The sequence below is a fragment of the Zhongshania aliphaticivorans genome, assembly GCF_001586255.1.
Taxonomy (GTDB): domain Bacteria; phylum Pseudomonadota; class Gammaproteobacteria; order Pseudomonadales; family Spongiibacteraceae; genus Spongiibacter; species Spongiibacter aliphaticivorans.
This window is the reverse complement of record NZ_CP014544.1, coordinates 3,496,672-3,515,229: the sequence shown is the minus strand read 5'-3', so window position 1 is coordinate 3,515,229 and position 18,558 is coordinate 3,496,672. Positions and strand designations below refer to the sequence as shown.

General features: G+C 49.8%; 13 protein-coding genes and 2 pseudogenes. 5 read left to right on the top strand and 10 right to left on the bottom strand.

Features of this window, described 5'->3' with window-relative positions; genetic code table 11:
* Nucleotides 1-93 precede the first annotated feature (93 nt).
* From AZF00_RS15570 to AZF00_RS15550, 6 genes are all read right to left on the bottom strand, one after another.
* Complete coding sequence (locus tag AZF00_RS15570) at nucleotides 94-1,329, bottom strand: hypothetical protein (RefSeq protein ID WP_008251935.1); 1,236 nt, start codon at nucleotides 1,327-1,329, stop codon at nucleotides 94-96.
* 371 nt (nucleotides 1,330-1,700) lie between these two features.
* Nucleotides 1,701-1,844, bottom strand: coding sequence for a DUF3096 domain-containing protein (locus AZF00_RS19200; protein ID WP_008251934.1), 144 nt, complete (start codon nucleotides 1,842-1,844; stop codon nucleotides 1,701-1,703).
* Between the two features lie 61 nt (nucleotides 1,845-1,905).
* A complete protein-coding gene (locus AZF00_RS15565) occupies nucleotides 1,906-3,339 on the bottom strand; it encodes a coniferyl aldehyde dehydrogenase (RefSeq protein ID WP_008251933.1) in 1,434 nt (477 codons plus the stop codon).
* Nucleotides 3,340-3,574: 235 nt separating this feature from the next.
* Nucleotides 3,575-4,447, bottom strand: coding sequence for a TIGR03619 family F420-dependent LLM class oxidoreductase (locus AZF00_RS15560; RefSeq protein WP_008251932.1), 873 nt, complete (start codon nucleotides 4,445-4,447; stop codon nucleotides 3,575-3,577).
* An 89-nt stretch (nucleotides 4,448-4,536) separates the two neighbouring features.
* Nucleotides 4,537-4,974: an acyl-CoA thioesterase gene (locus tag AZF00_RS15555; protein ID WP_197465669.1), complete on the bottom strand. Its 438-nt coding sequence runs from the start codon at nucleotides 4,972-4,974 to the stop codon at nucleotides 4,537-4,539.
* 80 nt (nucleotides 4,975-5,054) lie between these two features.
* On the bottom strand, nucleotides 5,055-5,930 hold the full coding sequence (locus tag AZF00_RS15550; protein ID WP_008251930.1) for a sterol desaturase family protein: 876 nt from the start codon (nucleotides 5,928-5,930) through the stop codon (nucleotides 5,055-5,057).
* Nucleotides 5,931-6,349: 419 nt separating this feature from the next.
* On the opposite strand from AZF00_RS15550, the pseudogene AZF00_RS19370 reads away from it, so the two are divergent.
* Nucleotides 6,350-6,514, top strand: a pseudogene (locus AZF00_RS19370) (IS3 family transposase); the annotation flags it as partial.
* A 119-nt stretch (nucleotides 6,515-6,633) separates the two neighbouring features.
* Here AZF00_RS19370 and AZF00_RS15545 read toward each other — a convergent pair.
* The gene (locus AZF00_RS15545) at nucleotides 6,634-10,194 is read right to left on the bottom strand and encodes an amidase family protein (protein ID WP_008251928.1); all 3,561 of its coding nucleotides are present in this window, start codon (nucleotides 10,192-10,194) and stop codon (nucleotides 6,634-6,636) included.
* A 467-nt stretch (nucleotides 10,195-10,661) separates the two neighbouring features.
* Between AZF00_RS15545 and AZF00_RS19815 the strand changes: the two are divergent.
* The 4 genes and pseudogenes from AZF00_RS19815 to AZF00_RS15530 all read left to right on the top strand — a co-directional run.
* A pseudogene (locus AZF00_RS19815) lies at nucleotides 10,662-10,790 on the top strand (efflux RND transporter permease subunit); the annotation flags it as partial.
* Nucleotide 10,791: 1 nt separating this feature from the next.
* The gene (locus AZF00_RS15540; protein WP_231856165.1) at nucleotides 10,792-11,664 is read left to right on the top strand and encodes a HupE/UreJ family protein; all 873 of its coding nucleotides are present in this window, start codon (nucleotides 10,792-10,794) and stop codon (nucleotides 11,662-11,664) included.
* A gap of 14 nt (nucleotides 11,665-11,678) precedes the next feature.
* A complete protein-coding gene (locus AZF00_RS15535; RefSeq protein WP_008251926.1) occupies nucleotides 11,679-12,026 on the top strand; it encodes a DUF6488 family protein in 348 nt (115 codons plus the stop codon).
* A gap of 75 nt (nucleotides 12,027-12,101) precedes the next feature.
* Nucleotides 12,102-12,383 carry a hypothetical protein gene (locus AZF00_RS15530; protein WP_231856164.1) on the top strand — a complete coding sequence of 94 codons (282 nt, stop codon included), beginning with the start codon at nucleotides 12,102-12,104 and terminating at the stop codon, nucleotides 12,381-12,383.
* Between the two features lie 609 nt (nucleotides 12,384-12,992).
* Here the strand turns inward: AZF00_RS15530 and AZF00_RS15520 are convergent.
* The 3 genes from AZF00_RS15520 to AZF00_RS15510 all read right to left on the bottom strand — a co-directional run bounded on the left by AZF00_RS15520 (nucleotide 12,993) and on the right by AZF00_RS15510 (nucleotide 18,357).
* Complete coding sequence (locus AZF00_RS15520) at nucleotides 12,993-13,916, bottom strand: cell division protein (RefSeq protein ID WP_197465667.1); 924 nt, start codon at nucleotides 13,914-13,916, stop codon at nucleotides 12,993-12,995.
* A gap of 218 nt (nucleotides 13,917-14,134) precedes the next feature.
* A complete protein-coding gene (locus AZF00_RS15515; RefSeq protein ID WP_008251913.1) occupies nucleotides 14,135-15,373 on the bottom strand; it encodes a ribonucleotide-diphosphate reductase subunit beta in 1,239 nt (412 codons plus the stop codon).
* Nucleotides 15,374-15,459: 86 nt separating this feature from the next.
* Nucleotides 15,460-18,357, bottom strand: a complete 2,898-nt coding sequence (locus AZF00_RS15510) for a ribonucleoside-diphosphate reductase subunit alpha (protein WP_008251912.1) — start codon at nucleotides 18,355-18,357, stop codon at nucleotides 15,460-15,462.
* Nucleotides 18,358-18,558: the final 201 nt, after the last annotated feature.

The window sequence follows — 18,558 nt, the reverse complement described above, 5'->3', positions numbered from 1 at the left end:
CCGAACCCCAAATAGTAATCGTCTAGTTCTATAATTGAACGCTGATAATATTAGCGGAAATAGGCGTCCAGAGTGGCTTGGACGCCCTAGCGATTATGAGTTTGTTTGGCATTGACTTGGCGGCGGATTGCCAGGTTGGTTGTTTTGTGAATAGTTTATATAAATAAGTCCTTGGGCGAATTTTCCGTCGCTATCAGTAATTTTGACATTCAGTGTATATGAGCCGTAGGTGTCGGAAGTAAATTTAATTTTAAATGGATCTTCTAAGTTGATATTCGTTTGGGCACCGTTCGGACTGCAGACAATATTGACATCGATATTGTGGAGATTGAACTCGGCATCATAGAACCACTCTTCAAGGAGGACTTCAGCGGCCTCATGGTTTGGCGCGTAGAACAATCTTATTCTACTATCAGAGGTATATTGGGGTGTAGTATTCGCGGCGAAGGCATCAATATCGTCAATTCTTGGCGCGGGAATGCCGATACTTAAATACTCTCCTTCGCGTTCGGAGTATCGTAAACTGTAGCGGTTGTTGTGCAGTTTAACGAAGGCTTGTCGATTGCCCAAGCCAGTCAGTGTGGTTGCCACTAGGTCTTGGTCGCTGGATAATAAGAGGGCGCCACTGTTCTCGAAATTAAGGTATCCTGATGCGCTGATAGCTAGTCCAATATACTCCGGCAACTGCCGGTAGAGAAATGCGTAAGCAATATTACTTTCTAAGTTTTCTTGGATATCACTGTCGTATACATTGCGGTGGGTTTCGGCTTCGACAATAATTATATTGTACTCGGCTATGCGAACGTCAAATACAGTGGTGCCATTTGCGCTAAAGTGGCGATTGCCAAAGTCTTCTTGGTAATTAATAAATTCTACCGCGCCGTTATATGTTTGAGCTGCCTCATTGACATTGTAGATGTATGACTTAATCGTTCCCGAACTTGATGCATCATTGGCGTCGTCTTTGCATTGTTCGAACTCAAGCGTTATGGTGCCGCCATTGTCTTGAACGGTTGTGGTAACAGCGCCAGTATAATCACAAGCTATGCGCTGCCCACCATTTTGAATATTGAATTGAGGCATTGGCGCTGAAATTGTAGCGCGGTGACCATCGAATACGACAATAGGTTGAAATATTTCGTTGCGAAATTCTTCTGCTACTAGTGGGACGTTTTCTCTATTCAGTATATAGCTAGCAGATACCGAATGATTTTCAATGAACTTTGATGTTGGCTTTGCATTTGAGCTTGCACCGCTGCCGCCACCTCCACCGCACGCCGATATAATTGATACGGCAATGATAATACATATCCGGTGTGTTTTTAGCATGGAGGCGCTCCTGCGGTATCCGTTAATCCATTTGGGGTTTTACTTTTCGAGACGATTATAAGCGATGGTCTGAGCGCTAGCTAGCGCCGAAGTGCCTATGATTTTCTGCTGCGCAATGGTCGTCTTATGTGTAATTAAGAATAATCGGAGAGTAAAAGGAGAGGGTGTTCTAGCGAAGTGCTCGGTGCGATTTTAGGTGTAAAACCGATGGCCACCAAGCCCTTAACTTTGCCGCCATCGATTCAATTGCACTATGTTGAGAGCATTGCTAATACTGATTGGTGACGCGAGATACTTGTTGCAGTGTATTACACCGCATTGGCGTCTAAAGCGAGGGCAAGGTTACGGCCAATGCCTGAGCCTTTCTCTCATTAAATATGCAGATTTAACAGGTCGATTAAGCCGATAGCAATTAAATAGCCGGCAACAATATAGTTGAGCAGGCGCGGTTTGATTAAAATTGCTACACCTGCGGCAATAGAAATAATCGGAATGATGTCTAAGGTGATTGTCATATAAATTCCTTGTGGTGTTGATGCCCCTCGCAACCGCTTGGGGCGTCGAAAGATGGTGTGATTAGAGCTTAAATTTCAACATCAGCTTATACATTTTGTCGAAGGTGGCGCCGTACGGTGGCGCCATCATGAGTAGCGCACTCATTGGCCCTTGCTTAAAGATTGGCCGCATTTTTGAAAACTCAATAAAGCCCTCGTGGCCGTGGTAGTGCCCCATGCCACTGTTGCCAACACCACCAAAGGGCATGTCGTGCTGTGCTACGTGCACCACGCTGTCATTGATGCACATACCGCCAGACAGGGTGTTGTATATGACCTGCTCTTGAACCGCCTTTTTGTTGCTGTATAAATAAAGTGCTAGTGGTCGCTCGTTGGCGTTGATATAGGCAATAACGTCTTCGATATTGTCATAGGGTTTAATGGGCAGCAGCGGGCCAAAAATCTCGTCTTGCATAATCAACATGTCGGCGTTTACATCGCAGACTAGGTGAGGCGCTAACTTGCGAGAGGCGTCGTCGTTGATGGTTTGATCGATTAAGTTGACGGCGCGGGCACCTTTACTGGTGGCGTCTTCCAGTGTTTTATTGAGTCGCTGGTAGGCTTTTTCGTCGATAATCGAGGTGTAGTCAGCGCTATTCAGATTTGGGTAGCGTTGTTTAACCACGGTTTTCGCGGCATCAATAAAGGCGTCTACTTTGTTGCGGGGAATAAACACATAATCTGGCGCTACGCAGGTTTGTCCGGCATTCAAAAATTTACCAAATAGTAGGCGGTCGGCAGCGACTTTAATATCAAAGTCGTCGGCTACGATGGTGGGCGATTTGCCACCTAGCTCGAGGGTGACCGGCGTCAGGTATTTAGCTGCGGTTTCCATAACGGTTTTCGCGGTGGCTGCTGAACCGGTAAAAACCAGGTGATCCCACGGGAGGTGGGTAAACTCGTGGGCCGATACCCCTGCGACGACGGCGAGTACACTATCGTCAAACTCTTCGCTGATTAATTTTTCCATCAGTCTCGCCAAAGTCTGCGAGTTAGAAGCCATTTTAATAATGCAGCGATTACCTGCGGCCAGCGCGCTAATTGCGGGGCTCAGGGCGAGAAAAAGCGGGTAATTCCACGGGGTAACAATACCAATAACGCCCTTGGGCTGAGGGATGACGGTGTTTTTTGCACCGAAGAACGCAAGCCCGACGTGGCGCTTTTGGGGCTTCATCCATTTTTTCAGGCGCTTTCGAGTGTAGTTGCAGCCACTGATCAGACCAAAAATCTCCAAGACCTTGGATTCTTGGCTGGGGCGGTTGCCGAAATCAGTCGAAATCGCGTTGGCAATCGCATCCTGATGTTTTTCGAGTAGGGCGGCGAGTTTATCAATATGTTGAATTCGCTCCTGTACGCTTGGATAGGGCGCGCGCCGTGATGCTGTGCGCTGGGTCTCGAAAACCTGTGCAATACGTGATGTCTGCTGGATGGGTTGAGCTTCTGCTAAATTGTTCATTGTGCCCCCTATACTGTAGTTGTCGAGATAGTACAGCCGCCTTTGTGGTCAGCGGTCTGAGTGCTTAATAACGTAACATGCCATCCTATGCCTAATAGCACAAATAATAAACGATTAGTGGGTATTCGGTGGCGTCGCTGACGGGGCAGTAAACGCAGAGGCGTGAGTGGGCGCTGAACGGGTTTGGGGTACCTTTTGGTGAATGGCGCTGGTGTAAGCCTTGCGCTCGGCACCTTTAGCGTCTGAGCGCGGCAATATAATCGTCGGCATAACGTTTTACACCGTCAATCTTCTTGGCTACATCTTGAGTATCGCCGTAATAGAAAGCCCAGGGCTGCGTTAAGATATGGCTTACGCCGCCTTCTTCTAAGCGTTTATAGGCGTCCGGTGTGAAGGCGTCAGATGGCGTTGCCATTACTGAAAAGGGCAAATTTTCGCGGCCATATTCTTTTCGGTATACCTGTATCTTTGCAATACTCGCCAAGATGTCGTCACTGGTTTGTAGGTCGCTTACCCAGCCATCGCCGACTCTTGCCGCGCGGCGCATAGCGGCGTCACTAATGCCGCCTACCCAAATCGGAATATAGGCGGTGGGGGCGGGATTCATTTCCAGCGGCGGAAATTGATAATGCTGGCCGTGATATTCAACAAATTTGCCCGTCCACAGTAGGCGCATGATCTCAATCATCTCGTCGGCCCGCTTGCCTCGTGTGTGAAAATCCTGTTGTAACAATTCAAACTCGTCTTTTGACCAGCCAACGCCGATTGCGGGAATGACTCTGTTGTCTGAAATGATGGCGGCAGTGCTTATCGCCTTGGCAACCAAAAACGGATTCCGCATCGGTAGTACAAAAATATTATTGGTGAATTTTAAGCGCGTCGTGATGCTCGCTAAGGCGCCAATCATTACCCAAGGGTCGGGCCAGTCGGTGAAGGACTGCCAGCGCCGCTCGCCGTTTTCTGTATAAGGGTAAGGCGTGTTTAATTTCTCTGGGTTTACCACGTGATCAGAAAAAGACATGGCTTCCCAGCCGCACTCATCTGCTGCGATTGCTATTTTCTTTAAGTCAGTTACGCTGCTAAAAGAAGTAGATAGTACAAAATGCATATTAGGAACTCGTTTTATTAGAATTATTCTGGACTGAAGCGATGCCGCCTACTTGCCTTTAACTTTAAAGGGATCTTATAACTAAGAGGCTATACGCCAGCTAAATTAACGGTGCAAGGTTGGGATTGAGTCAAAGCTGCGCGGAAGTCATCAGGCATATCGATTTTCTGATGCTCATTTGCCGTCACCATAACGTAGACGATTTTTGCGCTGGCGATTTCTCGTTGCGTTTCAACATCGCTAAACCGCAATTGAATCGTATACGATGTTTTTCCCAAGGTGATGTCTTCAATGCTAATTGCGACCACGTCGTCGAAGGTGCAGGGAGATTTCCACTCGATTAATAAGGAAACCACCTGACTATCAATGCCCATATCCAGTATTGCCTGATAGCCGCCGAAAACCTGCCGATAAAATTCAGTCACCGCGACGTCGACATATTCCCCGTAGCGCGCATTAAACATAACACCTTGGGCATCGCAGTCAGAATAGCGAATTCTAACCAGTACTTTAAATGGATCTTGCAAGGGAGAATCTCCGGGCATCTAATTCTTTTAAAAGTGTAAAACTGGGCGCGCATTAAGTACAAATCAACAGGCCCCCTTCATTAATCATTTTTATGCCCTTTGAACGGCACCCACAGCTGCGCCCGCCAGCTGGCGGGAATAGCGTCATCTTCTATTCCTAGCTGTTCCGGACCAGATTTTTCTGCATCACGGAATCGGGTGCCAAATACCACATCCCAAAACAGAAAATTACTACCGTAATTATGATTCGCCTCAGATATCTTCAGTGAATGATGCCAGCGATGCATTTCGCCAACGCTGAAGATCCAAGTTAAAGGGCCCATTTTAAAGTTGATATTCGCATGCTGAAACAGACCCAGTAGTGAGTTCGCCAGTCCCACCAATGCCAAAATTTCTGCACTTGCTCCGGCCAGTGCCAGCGGCACGGCATTAAAAATGCCGCGAAACACAACTTCACCAAAATGTGCGCGTGTTGCATTCAGCCAGTATAAACGTTTTGGGTTGTGGTGAATGGCATGAAAGCGCCAGAGGAGAGGCACTTCGTGTAGCAAGCGGTGAGGCCAGTAGTCGAAAAACTCCACAACAACGCAGGCTAGGAGAAATTGAGCGAGCAGTGGCCACTCCGAGGGCCATAAGCCTATGCCCAAGGCATTCGAGATCATGGCGCCACCCAGCACAATGCCAGCGGCGACCACGGGTTGTACCAGCGCGTTAATGCCGAAATAGCTAGGTAGATACAGTAAATCTGCCTGCAGGTCACCTTGGGATTGATTCCATTCCTTGCGATAAGGCAGTAAGCGCTCTAATGTCACCACCAATACCAAGCTCGTAAATGTTCCGATGCCAGCGACCAGACTCGGCGCATGGCCGGCATCAATTGCCCAAACCCCACCCAACAGCACAACGGCAACCGTCACCGGAAAAATAGACCACGAAAAGACATCACGCGTTTTCATCGATTACTCGTAGTAGTTCTTATTCCACATAGAATACGCTAGATGGCATGTCTATTGAACTGTGCTTAATTTTGAGTCAATTAAGACTGAAAATTGGGAGATATTGGCGCTGGATGTCGTTGGTAGGTAGCTTTACCAGGTTTAGTCATAGGATTCGTCGTATATCTAAGATGGCTTCTTGCCGTGGTAAGTCAGCATGGGGGTGTAACGATCGCGGTTTTTTGTATGCTCCCACATTATTCGTATATTTTGCTGCTGAGTAAGATGTTGTACGTGTAGTAAAAATACGTTTTGATACTAAAACGGTCGAGTACCTCGGTAGGCCGGAAAGGTTATACACCCCCAGAATTGCTTCCCTGATTGTGCTCTCTTTTTCGCTACGCGACTAACCATGGGTTTAGTGTACTATTATGCCGTTAGAAGACGAAGCGATTGCGGAATGGCTAATCCAGCTAACAGAGCAATATTCTGATTGTGGCTTTGGCCTCTGCTTCGCTTATCTCAGGAATGTAAAAGGCTTCTCTTGGAATCATAAGCGGGTCTATCGCATTTACTGCGAGCTAGCATTAAACCTTCGCGTCAAATAAAAATGGGAGGATTAGCCCTGCACAGACAAAGGGCCAGGCTGCTGTGTTCAAACGAACAAAGGCCGGAGAATTCTCCGGCCTTTGTGGGTGTCGCGTCTTATATGGCGGGAAACGGCTTAGGGTTGTTCAGTGGCTGTTTGCTGGGGGCCGAGCAATTCCTCAAGTGCTGCTTGGTAGGCCTCCGGCGCTAAGTCTTCTGGCGGTTGTTCTGCATAAACAGCGATAGCGGCGTGCACGCGGGCATTAAACTCGCTAATGGTGCTAATTTCACTTGTTACTGCAGGGACAATATTGGGTGGTTGACGGTGTTTGGTCGCCTGTTCGTAGTCGTAGGCAATACCAATGCCGGTTCCCTCGTCAAACTGTCGTACAAAGATTTCCATGCCGCGGGGAACACCCACTGATTCATCAAAGCCGACTGGCACAACAATAGAGCCCATTTGTGTGGTTGACCCAAAATCACAGGTTCTACCACCCGTGGGGCCGGGTGAGAAAATAAGTGCGTCAACACTGACTGTGCCACCGTCGGGGCCAATAACCGGATCGCCGTTAATATCTTTAATAAGGTCCATTTCACCGGTGACATAGGCGCGCATGTCGACTATAGCCTGTAGCTGGGCGGCGGTAGCCGCTTGGTTGGGGTCACCGGCTGCGGTTAGCGCGAACAGTGCGGCGGTTCTGGGGCCGACACGGCCTGTTTCCACAATCCCTTCTAGGCCGTAGCATTGGTCATCGCGGTCATGGGCAGATTCTTCACCGTCTAGCGCAACCCTCGTACTGCTTACGCAGCGACGTGCACTGGTGCCACCTTCCGACTCAAATACGGCAAAATACTCGTTCATATCATAATGGCTGGAGCCAGCGCTAAGTGAGCTGTAGTTTGGGAGGTAGATGTCGTAAACATTGGCACCTAACTCTTTCATTTTGGCGACGGCCTCAGCAATTAGTTCGCCCTGGCGGCCGGTGCCCGTGGCATCGGTATTACCGCCAAGATTGCGCACCACACCAATATTGCGGCCTGCTAGACCATGTAAATCACGGTCTAAGAACTGGGCGTAAGTCTCTGGGCGGTCTTCTGCAGGAAATGCCGCGGCTTTCGGGTCTCTTGGGTCATACTTGCCCATGGCCGTCAGCATCAGTGCGGAGTCGGTAACCGACCGAGTCATTGGGCCGCCGGTATCGCGGCTGTGAGCCAACGGGAAAATACCGTGCTGAGAGACAACGCCCAAGCTTGGCCGAATCCCTACCAATCCGCCGACAGAAGACGGGTGGCGAATGGACTGACAAGTATCCGACCCCGTGCCACCTAAAGCAAAGTTAGCCGCTAAGGAGGCGCCAGTGCCAGAGGAGGAACCCGCCGGGCTCTCCGAGGTGTTGTAGGGGTTGCTTACCTGAATTGCCCGGGCAGAAAAACCGGTGGTGAAGAAAGCGAATTCATCTTGGTTTGCTTTGCCTAAGATTAATGCGCCCGCCTCACGCAGGCCTTGCACGGAGTTAGCGTCAACCCCAGCTTGGTGGCCTAACATTGAATACGACCCCTGAGTAGATGGATAATCAAATGTGTCGTAATTATCCTTTAACAGCACTGGCATGCAGTGCAGATAGCGGTCGCCAATACCGCCATCGCTGGCGTACAGTGCATCTAAAGCCTGCGCTTGCGCGATTGCGTTTGGCATTATCGCTAACACACCAAAAATAGGCAGGCCGCCGTTCGGCTGCGGATTGTCGTTGTAGGCTAAAATGCGATCTATGTATTGCTGGGTAATGGCAACACAGTTTAACGCTTCGCCATTTTCATCAACCAGTCCGCCCGCCAAGGCGGCATGGACGTCGGCCATGGTCGCTTCAACTAATTGAAATAGGTCGTCGCGAATTCCGTCATTGTCGTCGTCGATATCCGCATTGTCACCAATACCATCACCATCGGCGTCGACCGTCTCAGTGCTGTCGTTAGGAAAGGCGTCACTGTTGTCGCCCACGCCGTCGCCGTCAGCATCGCTGGTTTCAGATGCATCGTTAGGAAAGGCATCAGCATTGTCGCCCACGCCATCACCGTCGGTGTCGGCAGTTTCTGAGGCGTCATTGGGGAAGGCATCTTGGCTGTCTGACACACCGTCGCTATCCGAGTCGGCCAGCAGTGGATCAGTGCCTTGCGCCTGTTCGTCTGCGTCACTTAGGCCATCGTTGTCATCGTCTGCGTCGGCATTATTGCCAGTGCCGTCGTCGTCAGTATCAAGCGACTCCGTGTCATCTTCAGGGAAGGCGTCGGCGTTGTCGCCAACACCGTCATTGTCGGTATCCTTGGTTTCAGCTGGGTCCGTCGGAAACGCATCGCTATTATCACCAACGCCATCGGCGTCCGTATCAGCTGATTCGGTGGGGTCAGTGGGAAAGGCGTCCTGGCTGTCGGAGACCCCGTCGCTATCCGAATCTGCGCGGAGTGGGTCGGTGCCTAGGGATTGCTCGTCTGCGTCACTTAGGCCGTCATTGTCGTCGTCATTATCTGTATTGTTGCCAATGCCATCGGAATCCGTATCCACAGATTCAGTGGCGTCATTGGGAAAGGCATCCTCGCTGTCGGAGACTCCGTCGCTATCGGTATCTGGGCGCAGCGGGTCGGTGCCTAGGGATTGTTCATCGGCATCACTTAAGCCGTCATTGTCGTCGTCTTCGTCGGCATTGTTCCCTATACCATCTCCGTCGGTGTCTAGGCTTTCTGAATTATCGCTAGGAAACGCGTCGTCACCGTCGGCAACGCCATCGCCGTCTGAATCCGCCAGCAAGGGGTTTGAACCATTCTCGACTTCCTCGCTGTCGAGGACGCCGTCATTGTCATCGTCAAGGTCGCAGGCGTCGCCACGGGCGTCGCTGTCAGTATCAAGCTGATTTGGGTTTGCGATGGCAGGGCAGTTGTCTTGGCCATTTTTAATGCCGTCTTGGTCGCTATCTTGCTCTGCTTCGTCCAGCGCGCAACCATCTGCGTCAACCGCCAGGCCAGAGGCGGTTTCTGGGCAGGCGTCTACGACGTCGTTTACGCCGTCACCGTCGGTATCGGCACCGCCGTCAAAATCAAATGTACCGTCAGAGAGATCTTTTCGGGTTTTCTCAAGATGATCGTCGGCATCTAACGCGGAAACTAATACGCGGCCATCATCATTTGCATCCTGTGCGAATAGGCTCGCCTCGGATGAATCAAATACAGTAGGGTCTACATCAAAATCGCTGAGTGAGACATTCAGTGCCAATGCCTTGTCGATAACCAGTTGCGACAGGCTGATGCCGTTATCTGGATTTTGGTCTTCATCCAAAGTCAGTAGTAAGCGTGCGACATTGGTCTTGGCGTTGCCTGAACTCAACAGATCATCAAGTGTCACTATCGAATTACCGAGTGCGGAGCCAATTTTAAACGACCCGAAGTAGAATGAAACCGTTTGTCCCTCAAGGTAGGCAAAGTTACCCGTCGCATCGGTTAGCGGTAAATCAGCAATTGTGGTCGTATTTGGGGCGGTTGAATAAAAGATGCCCTTAACTGGGGAGTCTATGAATTTTCCTGTGGTGGCTGGGCCAAAATCATTGCCCCCATCTGGGGTGCTAGGACTGGAGCTTGCACCACTACTGCCACCCCCACAGGCGGCTAAGAAAACACTAAAACCACTAACAATTAATATATGTCGCATTTATATACTCCGTTACAGCTAGATACGGTGTCGAAATTCAGCAATAGCTAATAGCAATTTCAAGAAATGCATGTCTTGCAGTTTTTGTGCCACAGGCTTTGGTGTGAACAGAATATTGCTGCTTAGAATAAATAATCAGTTGAATTTAGCGGGACAAGGAAAGTTCTTGAGGGGCGTGGGAAATTGTAAAAGCTGCCAATTAGCAGCCATTATGATTCGCTCTTTGGCGAGGGTGGACTGTGCACGCAGGCAAGTTGTTGAACAGATTGCGTCTGAGTAAATACGGATTCCCTGCTAATATCCTGCTTTTTAGCATTTACTCGGATTCCGAATGGCCAAATATCGGAGCCGGAGGTTTTTATGTCAGCTCACTGTTGGCTTAGCTAAGCGCCAACTACCGTAAAATAAATCTGTCCCCTTTTTGTTCATCTTGGATCATAAATCAAAGACCTGACCCTCATGATGATACGATCACCGAAGTGCAGCGTCCTCTGGCAACTGTGGTAATTGGCGGCATTTTCTCGTCGACACTGCTAAGCTTATTTGTACTGCCGTCTTTATACCGTATGCTACATCGAAGTGAAGCGGAGGTATGAAGTGACGACAACAATGATTCGAGGCCGGATTTACGCGCTCATTGTCATACTAGTGGCGATGCTCAGTAGCGTAAGTGTGTTAGCCCACGGCATGTCTGAGGCAGATAAACAGCGCGCGATAGAAGCGGGTCTACCAGATTACGTTCTGTTGGGTGCGGGGCATATGCTCACCGGCTATGACCACTTGCTCTTTCTGTTTGGCGTTGTTTTCTTTCTCAGCCGCTTTAGCGATATCATAAAATTCATTACGGCGTTCACTGTGGGCCACTCGATTACGCTGGTCTTTGCCACGCTTTATTTCGTGCAGGCAAATTACTTCCTGATTGATGCTGTTATCGCGCTGACCGTCTGCTACAAGGGCTTCGAGAACCTAGACGGTTTTAAGCGCTATTTTGGTGTAGGCTCGCCAAACCTGATGTATATGGTGTTTGGCTTCGGTTTGATTCACGGTTTTGGCTTGTCGACGCGGCTGCAACAGCTGCCCATGGGCGAGGGCAGTATCGTTATGAAAATACTCGCCTTCAATGTCGGTGTCGAAGTCGGTCAGATCGCGGCGCTCACTGTCATGTTGGCACTGTTAGTCGGGTGGCGTAAAACTGCCTCTTTCAAGCGCTTTAGTGTTATGGCCAATACATTGCTAATCATTATTGGCGGACTGCTTTTTCTGCATCAGCTACACGGCTACCAGCACACCGTGTTTGCTGATGACTTTCCGATTAATACCGGTGATCACTCGCATATCCATGAAGATATGGCGACGGAGGCGAAAGCAAATATCCTCGATCACTATCCTCGGCGTATTATTGCTCCTCAGCCTTCGCAGTATGACGAAGGCGCTCATGAACATGGTGATGGCGCCTACCACAGCCACTAAATAAAGGTGAAAGAATGAAATTCCGGATTGCTTTGTGTTTACTCGCGAGCTTGTTTATAAGTTCAAATCTCTTGGCCCATGGCAGCGGCCATGCACCAATTTCTGAGCAAAAGGCCCTGCTCATCGCAACTCAAATCACTAAAGGTTTTGCCAATGTTGATCCCCAGCTTGGCTTTGGGAAAGTGCCGGGTAGCTGGGCGAATATTGCTAGTGATGCCGCGACTATTTTTGAGAGTGGCGATGGCTATCGTATCGTCAAAGTTGTAAACCCGAATGAAGAGAGCGCACTCTATATACTGATGTCAGATGAAGGCGAAGTTTATGATGCGAATATCAGCGGTAAGTTTGAAGGCGTAAATTAACGGTGAGTCTATGACAAGCTATATTTTGCCGCAAAGATACTTCTCGCCGCGTCGGTTATTGGCTATGCGTCGTGGTTGTCAGATAAGAAGCCGGTGTTGGCGGGCTTTATTGTCGCGCTACCACTGGTTTCTATTTTGGCTTTGTTATTTTCGTACATAGAACACAAAGACTCCCAGGTCAGCATCACCTTTGCCAAAAGTATTATTTTTGGCGTGCCGATTTCTTATTTATTCTTCTTGCCATTTTTACTTGCCGATCGACTACATCTTGTCTTTTGGCAAAGTTATGTATCGGGTTTACTGTTACTCGTTGTGGGTTACTTTTTGCACCGAACGATAATGATTGCCATTGGATGAGCTACTTATTTGTGAGTAAGCGAGGCTGTAATTGAAAAAGGCCGCTAATTAGCGGCCTTTTATGTTGCTTAGAATATTTTCTCTACTGCTAAAATATTCTCTCTAGCGCGAACTGGGGCGGAGGCGGTAATTCTCGCTAGAGGCGATTCCGTATCCCGTGGTATACGGGCGTTTCAGCCGTCTGTGTCACTAGAGATAATTTCGTTTTTCCGCTAGTGAAAATACTCATATAAAAATCAACATGTTACGGCCTGTCACAAAAGTCGGAAATTGCCAATGTCGGCCCAATAAAAATAGCCAGAGTCCAATTAGGTTCTGGATTTATGTGGGATTCGATATTGTAACAATCCGCATATACCTAAGTGTCACTACCTAAAAAACCGCCGTCCTCAAACCTGGCCCGAAAGTTCTCTTTGTCGCAGCCTGTCATCTTATCGCAGTGCTGACACTGTGCTTGGTTGTTGAATAATAAGGCGGTATTGAAAGAATTACTATCCCCGATAAATATTGGAGAGGGGAACCATTTTCTGCAATGCTCGCACCTGATAGAAATCTCTGTAGTTTTAGCCATTTTCTGTTTCCTTGTCTGTGGTATCGACTGTTGAAATATTAATCGGATATTATGCTTTTCTCTTGTGCTGCCGGCTGAATATTTTCGCAGGCGTTCGATGCAGCGTAGTATTCATTGTCTATCTTGCACTCGGCTTCAAATTTAAGAGCTTCCGACTTGTCTCCAAGATATCTAGGTACTCCGTTTAAGGCAATGAAACCACCTATAGGGTGCTCGTGATACCCAATTACTAGGCCTCCCGTGCAGTTGTGCGCATGGTTGCCACTTAGATAAGTTAAGGTGTTAGTTATAAGAATATTTTGGGGGCGAACTAATATCTCGACTCCGTTACGAAGAAAGCGGCCCTTTTTGATGATTACTTTATTGGGGGGCTGGAAATCAATTTCTATGAGTATTTTTCTGTGTGCTTCCCTAATGGTAAGGGTTGTACCGACAAGCTGGATGTCCCAGGGCGATGTTGAATAGAATAATTGATTGTTTTTTATTTGGAGTACAGGGCAGTTGTATTCGTCGAATATAACAATGTTCAGTAGGAAGTGACCGTCAGCCAAGATCAATCCGATCAACGGTGTCCCATCTACACTGATCGGCGCCATAGCGGTTCCGTAACCTTGGTCCTCACAAGTAAAACTATTGCTACCGATCTCTACGCAGGCTTTGTTGCCTGAAAAATGCAGATTGTAGGGTTTTGATGTGTCTGCTCTTAAGTTGTATGGGCTTTTATTTGCGGCTTCGACCTGCTGTTTGGGCAGTAACCCACCGGTCTTTTCGCGATGATGTTGGTCGCATAAAAGTGTGATTTCTTCAGCAATGTGTCTTTGTACTACAGCCCACTCTTCCATGTGTTCGTATTCATATAAAGGCAGCCCGCATATTACGCAGCCAAAACCACAGCGTTGCCTTACTTCGCGCTGAATAGGTAGCGGGATGTTTCTGCTATTACATTTTTGGAGCTCTTCCATGTGCGCACCAATAGTCAAATGTGGGGAATGTTCTCGGTCAATTTATAAGCTAGTGCCTTCTTGGCTTTGTAACTTGTTGATTCGTATTAAAAAGAATGCAATTGAGGTGATTTAGGGCGACCTTTGATAGCCGCCCTCGCTAGAGAAAACTTGGCCTTCGGGATCATCTCTAGTGACAAAATGTCGCTCTCTAGTGAGAATTGCCGTGATGATTTACATCACCAAGTAAGCGCTCCGCCAGTCTGATACTCAATTACACGAGTCTCAAAGAAGTTTTTCTCTTTGCGCAAATCCATGATTTCGCTCATCCATGGGAATGGGTTTTGCGCGCCGGGGAATTGTTCTTTTAAGCCGAGCTGGCTTAGGCGGCGGTTGGCGATGAATTGGAGGTATTCTTCCATCATGCCGGAGTTCATGCCGAGTACGCCGCGAGGCATTGAGTCTTTGGCGTATTCAATTTCGAGCTGCATGCCTTCGACGATCATTTGGGTTACTTCGCCTTGGAATTTTTCGCTCCAGAGGTGTGGGTTTTCCAGTTTGATCTGGTTGATCATGTCGATGCCAAAGTTCAGGTGCATAGATTCGTCGCGGAGTATGTACTGGAACTGTTCGGCGATGCCGGTCATTTTGTTGCGGCGGCCCATAGACAGGATCTGGGTGAAGCCACAGTAGAAGAAGATGCCTTCAGTCACTGCGTAGAAGCCAATCAGGTTGCGGAGCAGTTCCTGGTCGGTTTCTGGGGTGCCGGTGTGGAAATTAGGGTCGCCCAGTGCTTGGGTGTGCTGCAGGCTCCACGCCGCTTTTTTAGCGATGGAGGGCAGTTCGCGATACATATTGAAGACTTCGGCTTCGTCCATACCCAGTGACTCTACGCAGTATTGGTAGGCGTGGGTGTGAATCGCTTCTTCAAAGGCTTGGCGCAGTAAATACTGGCGGCACTCTGGGTTGGTGATGTGACGGTATACCGCCAGCACCAAGTTGTTGGCAACCAAGGAGTCGGCGGTTGAGAAGTAACCCAGTGAGCGCATGATGATGCGACGCTCGTCATCGGTAAGGCCTTCTGGGTTTTTCCACATGGCGATGTCGGCGGTCATGTTTACTTCTTGGGGCATCCAGTGGTTGGCGCAGCCGTCGAGGTATTTCTGCCATGCCCAGTCGTACTTAAAGGGTACGAGCTGGTTGAGGTCGAGGTGGCAGTTGATGATGCGCTTGTCTTCTACCCGTAGACGGGCAGCGCCCATTTCCAGTTCTTCTAAACCGGCGGCCACGTCAAGGTGTTCGAGGGCGGCATTGGCTTTGTCGAGAATAGCCTGGTCGACAACTGCTGCGCTGTCTTCGCTGTTCATGGTATTCAGTGCAGCAGAAACCACAGGCTCCGCTGCTTTTGGGGCTTGGGTTTTGGCAGCGGGCGCTTTGGCCGGTGCTTCTTCTTTATCGAACTCATCCCAACTTAACATTTTATAACCTCAATTCTTTTATATGTATTTTTCGTCAGACGTCTGACGCCAGTCGTCCGACTAAGGGGCCGTAGGCCCCTACGCACTTACTGACAGGCTTCGCAATCTGGATCATCCAGAGAGCAGGCCAGCGGTACGGGCGCGGCCTGCGGTGCAGCGGCAGACGCGGTGGCAGCAGGTTTAGGTGCAGCCGATTGTGATGAAACCTTGTTCATGGAGCCTTGAGAAACGGTAGATTTCTCGGTGGAGCTCGCAGCCAATGCGCGGAGGTAGTAAGTGGTTTTGAGGCCACGGTACCACGCCATACGGTAGGTGATGTCGAGCTTTTTGCCGTTGGCGCCAGCTATGTACAGGTTCAGTGACTGCGCCTGATCTAGCCACTTTTGACGGCGGCTTGCGGCGTCGACCAACCAGCGCGGTTCCACTTCAAAGGCGGTGGCGTACAGCGCTTTTAGGTCGTCTGGAATACGGTCGATTTTGCTTACCGAGCCTTCGTAGTACTTAAGATCGTTAACCATGACCGCGTCCCACAAACCGCGCGCTTTCAGGTCTTTAACCAAGTAGGGGTTCACTACGGTGAATTCGCCAGACAGGTTCGATTTAACGTACAGGTTTTGGTAAGTCGGTTCGATCGACTGCGACACACCCGTGATGTTAGCAATGGTGGCAGTTGGCGCAATGGCCATGACGTTCGAGTTACGCATGCCTTGAGCTTTAACAACTTCGCGCAGGCTGTCCCAGTCCAGTGTTTGGCTGCGGTCTACTTCGATGTAGTCGGCGCCGCGCTCTTGCACAAGGATTTCTACTGAGTCGATGGGCAGAATGCCACGGCTCCACAGTGAACCTTCGTAGCTCTGGTAGCTGCCACGCTCGGCGGCCAAGTCGCTAGACGCTTTAATCGCGTAGTAGCTGATCGCTTCCATAGAGCGGTCGGCAAACTCTACCGCTTCGTCAGAAGAGTAGGGCAGGTGCTGCTTGTAAAGTGCGTCTTGGAAACCCATCAAGCCTAGGCCAACCGGGCGGTGCTTGAAGTTGGAGTTCTTCGCCTGTGGCACGCTGTAGTAATTAATGTCGATTACGTTATCGAGCATGCGGACTGCCGTCTTAACGGTCTTTTCTACTTTAGCGAGGTCGAGGCCGTTGTCGCCAATGTGCTGGGCAAGGTTAACCGAGCCAAGGTTACATACTGCGATCTCGTCTTTGCTGGTGTTCAGGGTGATTTCTGTACACAGGTTGGACGAGTGCACCACGCCAACGTGCTGCTGTGGGCTGCGCAGGTTACATGGGTCTTTAAAGGTGATCCATGGGTGGCCGGTTTCAAACAGCATAGACAGAATCTTGCGCCACAAGTCAGCGGCTTTAACGCGCTTGTAGAGTTTGATCTCGCCTTTGCGGGTTAGCTCTTCGTAGTGCTCAAAACGCTCTTCGAAAGCCTTGCCGTAGAGGTCGTGCAGATCCGGTACATTGTTGGGCGAGAACAAGGTCCAGTCGCCGTCTTGGAATACCCGCTTCATAAACAAGTCAGGAATCCAGTTAGCTGTGTTCATGTCGTGGGTACGGCGGCGGTCATCACCGGTGTTTTTACGCAGCTCGAGGAATTCTTCGATGTCGATGTGCCAGCTTTCTAGGTAAGCACATACCGCGCCCTTGCGCTTGCCGCCTTGGTTTACGGCAACAGCGGTGTCGTTAACCACTTTTAAGAAGGGGACAACGCCTTGAGACTTGCCGTTGGTGCCTTTGATATAAGCGCCGAGGCCGCGAACTGGGGTCCAGTCGTTACCCAAGCCGCCAGCGTATTTAGACAACATGGCATTGTCTTGAATCGCGCCGTAAATGCCGTGCAGGTCGTCGGGCACTGTGGTCAGGTAACAAGACGACAGCTGTGGACGCAGGGTTCCAGCATTAAACAGGGTTGGTGTTGAGCTCATGTAGTCGAATGAGCTGAGCAGGTCGTAGAACTCAATGGCACGGGCATTGCGGTCTTCTTCGTTCATTGCCAAACCCATGGCAACACGCATAAAGAAGATCTGTGGCAATTCAATGCGCACTTCATTACTGTGAATAAAGTAGCGGTCGTACAGGGTCTGCAGGCCAAGGTAATGGAACTGCATATCGCGCTCTGGCTTGATGGCTTCGCCGAGGGCAGCAACGTCGTATTCGCTTTCTAGGCGTGGGTCTAGCAGCTCAAGCTCAGCACCTTTGCGCAGGTAGATTGGCAGTGCTTGCGGGTAGTAAATAGCCATGTCGTGCTGAGTGGCGCTCTGGGCAACCCCTAAAAAGTTCAGGGCTTCGGCGCGGAGTTTGTCGAGCAGCAAGCGGGCGGTAACCAGGCTGTAGTTGTGTTCTTTTTCAACCATGGCGCGGGCGGTAATCACCAGCGAGGTATTGACCTCTTCCTGGGGTACGCCGTTGTACAAGCTTTTAAGGGCTTCGTCTTGTACTTCTTGAGCGGAGACATCGCTCAGGCCTTCGCAGGCTTCTTGTACGATAAATTCTAAGCGGCCTACATCCAGCGGCGACTCGGTGCCGTCGGGGTGTTTAACACGAATGCTGGGGTGTACTTTTTCGCCAAGCGGTGCCAGCTGGCTGCGCTCTTCAGCGCGGGCGGCGCGATACAGTACATAGCCACGGGCAATTTTGTGTTCGCCGCTGCGCATTAGGGCCAGTTCAACTTGGTCCTGAATTTCTTCAATATGAATCGTGCCGCCAGAGGGCATGCGGCGCTTGAAGGTGGCGCTGACTTGTTCGGTCAGTTTAACAACGGTCTCGTGGATACGAGTAGAGGCGGCAGCATTGCCACCCTCTACCGCTAAAAAGGCCTTGGTGATCGCCACGCTGATTTTGTCGTCGGTGTAGCTCACTACGGAACCGTTGCGTTTAATAACGCGCAGTTGGCCGGGTGCGGTGGCTTTAAGTTCGGCGTCGCTAGCGTGCTGCGGGGGAGCGCCAGTGGCGCTAGTGCTGGTGTCTTGTTGGGTTTGCATGATGTCTCCGGCCCTTGCTTGATGTCTTAAAACTGCTCTACGTCAGTCTTATATTTGCCTCGTGAGTTCCCAGTGCGGGAAGCGAGGGCTTGCGAAATACCCAAATAACACAAGTGCGGAAGTTATCCCGAAAATGTAAATAGTTGTTATAAGGCTTGGGTGAAAAACCCTATATATAGGGTTTGGGTGAATCTGGGATAC

What these genes read in the sequence shown, in the direction of transcription:
- AZF00_RS15570 (WP_008251935.1), bottom strand. Translation starts at nt 1,329, where the DNA reads ATGCTAAAAACACACCGGATATGTATTATCATTGCCGTATCAATTATA.
- AZF00_RS19200 (WP_008251934.1), bottom strand. Translation starts at nt 1,844, where the DNA reads ATGACAATCACCTTAGACATCATTCCGATTATTTCTATTGCCGCAGGT.
- AZF00_RS15510 (WP_008251912.1), bottom strand. Translation starts at nt 18,357, where the DNA reads ATGCAAACCCAACAAGACACCAGCACTAGCGCCACTGGCGCTCCCCCG.
- AZF00_RS15535 (WP_008251926.1), top strand. Translation starts at nt 11,679, where the DNA reads ATGAAATTCCGGATTGCTTTGTGTTTACTCGCGAGCTTGTTTATAAGT.
- AZF00_RS15550 (WP_008251930.1), bottom strand. Translation starts at nt 5,930, where the DNA reads ATGAAAACGCGTGATGTCTTTTCGTGGTCTATTTTTCCGGTGACGGTT.
- AZF00_RS15515 (WP_008251913.1), bottom strand. Translation starts at nt 15,373, where the DNA reads ATGTTAAGTTGGGATGAGTTCGATAAAGAAGAAGCACCGGCCAAAGCG.
- AZF00_RS15560 (WP_008251932.1), bottom strand. Translation starts at nt 4,447, where the DNA reads ATGCATTTTGTACTATCTACTTCTTTTAGCAGCGTAACTGACTTAAAG.
- AZF00_RS15565 (WP_008251933.1), bottom strand. Translation starts at nt 3,339, where the DNA reads ATGAACAATTTAGCAGAAGCTCAACCCATCCAGCAGACATCACGTATT.
- AZF00_RS15520 (WP_197465667.1), bottom strand. Translation starts at nt 13,916, where the DNA reads ATGGAAGAGCTCCAAAAATGTAATAGCAGAAACATCCCGCTACCTATT.
- AZF00_RS15545 (WP_008251928.1), bottom strand. Translation starts at nt 10,194, where the DNA reads ATGCGACATATATTAATTGTTAGTGGTTTTAGTGTTTTCTTAGCCGCC.